Source organism: Edaphobacter sp., from assembly GCF_035532915.1.
Taxonomy (GTDB): Bacteria; Acidobacteriota; Terriglobia; order Terriglobales; family Acidobacteriaceae; genus Edaphobacter.
In genome coordinates, this window is the sequence record NZ_DATKQC010000080.1 from 1 (window position 1) to 3,624 (window position 3,624).

2 protein-coding genes are annotated in these 3,624 nt (G+C 58.9%); both read left to right on the top strand.

Annotated features, from left to right (window positions below):
• Window positions 1–598, top strand: a 598-nt coding sequence (locus VMU57_RS04210; protein WP_325381102.1) for a class I SAM-dependent methyltransferase, incomplete at its 5' end; no start/stop codon positions are given.
• Between the two features lie 92 nt (window positions 599–690).
• Window positions 691–3,114, top strand: coding sequence for a heavy metal translocating P-type ATPase (locus tag VMU57_RS04215; protein WP_325381104.1), 2,424 nt, complete (start codon window positions 691–693; stop codon window positions 3,112–3,114).
• Window positions 3,115–3,624: the final 510 nt, after the last annotated feature.

A 3,624-nucleotide genomic window follows, 5' to 3' on the forward strand; every position in this document is an offset into this window, starting at 1 on the left:
CGCGGAGTCATTTGGCTGCAAGGTCATCGGCGTGGATCTGAGTGAAGAGAACGTTCGTCTGGCCGCGGCGGAAACGTCGCAACGCGTTCTGGCAGGACAGATCAGCTTTCAACTCGGTGATGCAGAGCGGTTGCCGTTCGGCGATAAGACCTTTGATGCGATCATCTGCGAGTGCGCCTTCTGCACATTTCCCAGTAAGCCGGTTGCAGCACAGGAGTTTTTTCGCGTGCTCAAACCAGGCGGTCAACTGGGACTCAGTGACCTGACTCGAACGGAGAAGACGCCTCTGGGACTGGAAGGTCTGCTCTCCTGGATAGCTTGCATAGGGGACGCGCTGCCTGCAGAGCGATACGTCGCGATCTTGCAGCACGCAGGGTTTGAAGTCCACAACATTGAAGATCACAATGATGCACTGGTAGATATGGTGCGGCAAATCCAGGCGAAGCTGCTCGGAGCGGAGATTATGGCAGGGCTCAAAAAGATCGACCTTCCGGGCGTGGACTTTGCCGCCGGAAAGCAGTTTGCTCAGGCCGCTCTTCAAGCTGCACGTGACGGCGCTCTCGGCTATGTACTGATCCCGGCGAGACGACCGGAATAGCTTAAGCCTGACCTGGCATCTATTCCCCATGCGCTCGTTCCATGAGCAGAAAGGGACAGATTGAATTGCGTGAACAAGGAGACAATCGTACGATGCCCTGTGTTGTAGAATGCGATCCCGTTTGTGGGATGAAGGTTGATCCATCGAAGGCGACGACGAGCGTCGAACATCAGGGCACAACTGTCTATTTCTGTAGCCAGGGCTGTGCGGCGAAGTTCCGCGCTGCACCAGAGAAGTACGCGCCGACCAAACCGGAGGAAGCTCCCGTTTACACACCGGCGAAGACCGAGCCGCATGCCGAATACACCTGTCCCATGCATCCGGAGATTAAGCAAACGGGTCCGGGTAGCTGCCCGAAGTGTGGCATGGCGCTGGAACCGGTAACAGTCACCGCACCAGCAAAGCACACCGAATATACGTGTCCAATGCATCCGCAGATCGTGCGGCCCGGACCGGGCAGTTGCCCGATCTGCGGCATGGCGCTCGAACCTCGGGAAGTCACCGCCGAAGAGTCGAATCCCGAACTGAACTACATGACGAAGCGCCTGTGGATCAGCGTCGCACTCGCGTTGCCGATGCTCGCGCTAATGATCTCCTCATTTATCCCTTCCATGCCCATGCAGCACATGTTCACGGTAAGAGTGTGGACCTGGATTGAATTCGCGCTGGCAACACCGGTGGTCCTGTGGTGCGGGTTGCCGTTCTTCGTCAGGGGCTGGCAATCCCTGTTGCATCGCAGCCTCAACATGTTTACGCTGATCGCCATTGGCACGGGCACGGCCTATGTTTACAGCGTCTTCGCTACCGTCGTTCCCCAAATCTTTCCGGCGTTGCATCGCGGAGTCGGAGGACAGATTAATGTGTATTTCGAGCCTGCGGCGGTCATCGTCGCCCTGGTTCTCCTTGGCCAAGTGCTGGAGTTGCGCGCTCGCAGCCAGACCAGCGGCGCGATTCGCGCGCTGCTTGGCCTGGCTCCGAAGACCGCGAAGCGGCTTGACGGCCAGGGCGGCGAAGCCGACGTGCCTCTCGATCAGGTCCAAGTTGGCGACCGGCTCCGCGTCCGGCCCGGAGAGAAGGTGCCCGTCGATGGGACTGTTCTTGAAGGACACAGCTCCGTCGATGAATCGATGATCAGCGGAGAGCCCATACCGATAGAGAAAGACAAGGACGCGAAAGTGACAGCCGGAACGGTGAACGGAACCGGCGGATTCGTTATGCGTGCTGAGCGCGTTGGCGCCGACACGCTTTTAGCGCAAATCGTAAAGATGGTCAGCGAAGCGCAGCGGTCACGAGCGCCGATTCAGAGGCTGGCGGACCGCGTCTCCTCTTACTTTGTTCCGGCTGTCATACTTTCGGCCGTTATCACCTTCATCGTCTGGTACCTTATCGGGCCGCAACCGCGCTTCGCACACGCACTCGTGAATGCTGTGGCCGTTCTGATCGTTGCCTGCCCATGCGCTCTCGGACTCGCCACTCCCATGGCCATCATGGTGGGCACCGGTCGCGGGGCTCGCGCCGGCATCCTCATCCGCAATGCGGAGGCGCTAGAAATATTCGGCAAGGTTGACACACTCATCATCGACAAGACGGGAACCCTCACGGAAGGCAAGCCGACACTGAGCGCCGTCATTCCCCAGTTGGGCATCAACGAAAACGACCTGCTGCAGCTAGTCGCCAGCCTTGAGCGATCCAGCGAACATCCTTTGGCGGCAGCCATCGTAAAGGGAGCGGAAGTTAAAAAGCTCACCCTGTCCGATGTGGTCGGATTTAACTCGACAACCGGCAAAGGCGTAAAGGGAACCGTCTCAGGCAAGCAAATCGCAGTTGGCAACGCTGAGCTGTTTCGCGACCTATCCGTCGATCCTGCCCCGTTGCTTGATCGGGCTGAAGCTCTGCGCAAGGAGGGCCAGACGGTGATGCTGGTTGCCGTGGATGGTAAAGCGGCCGGCATCGTGGGCGTCGCCGATCCAATCAAGGAATCCACGCCGGACGCGATTCGTGAGCTCAAGGCAGCAGGTCTGAAGATCATCATGGTCACGGGCGACAACGCGACCACAGCCAAGGCTGTCGCCGATAAGCTCGGCATCGAGTTTGAGGCCGACGTACTGCCCAAAAAGAAGGCGGAGGTTGTCAAGGAGCATCAACAGAAGGGCTCCGTCGTCGCGATGGCTGGAGACGGAGTGAACGATGCGCCCGCGCTTGCCCAGGCTGACATAGGGATTGCCATGGGGACGGGCACCGACGTGGCTATGGAAGCTGGCGGCATCACACTGCTGAAAGGCGATCTGCGCGGCATTCTCCGCGCCCGTCATCTCAGCAAGTCAACCATGCGCAACATCCGCGAGAACCTGTTCTTCGCGTTCGTCTACAACGTCGTTGGGGTGCCGCTTGCCGCCGGGGTGCTATTTCCGGCCTTCGGACTGCTTCTGAACCCGATGATCGCAGCGGCCGCAATGAGCTTCAGCTCCGTCTCGGTAATCGGCAATGCCCTGAGACTGCGGACGACAAAACTATGAATCGCTGGTGGAAGGTCCAGGCCGGAACCTGCGTAACCCTTGCATAGGAAAGCAGTTCATTACTGCTTGGGAAACACCGCTACGCGGCAGAGTATCGATGCAGCGGTAGCATAGAGATTCTGCACCGGAATTGATATCGCCAGCAGCACAAGTCGGCCGCGAGCGAGCGGTGATGGCCCCTCCGATCACGGATTCCTAGCGGAAAACGCCGTTGTGACCGGGAGGGATGCACTTCACGGTTGGTCGGCAAGCAGCACCGTATTTTCCCGAGCCCAATCCTAGACATGGTCCTGGCAGAACCCCGACCTCGGCACCGTACGCCTGCGGCGCGGATGATACTTTGCACACTCTCTCGGCAACAATGGGTGTACGCCGAAGGTGGCGGCATTCCGTTGTAGTGAGTGGCGGAATTGAAACCAGCCTTCCCAGTTCAGTGTTTCGATACACCTTCCTCGGCGCCAGTGCCGAACACCATCCTCAAGACCGGTCGGTGCCAGATGATTCGCGCAA

Coding starts and splice junctions, on each gene's coding strand:
- VMU57_RS04215 (WP_325381104.1), top strand. CDS start 691: ATGCCCTGTGTTGTAGAATGCGATCCCGTTTGTGGGATGAAGGTTGAT.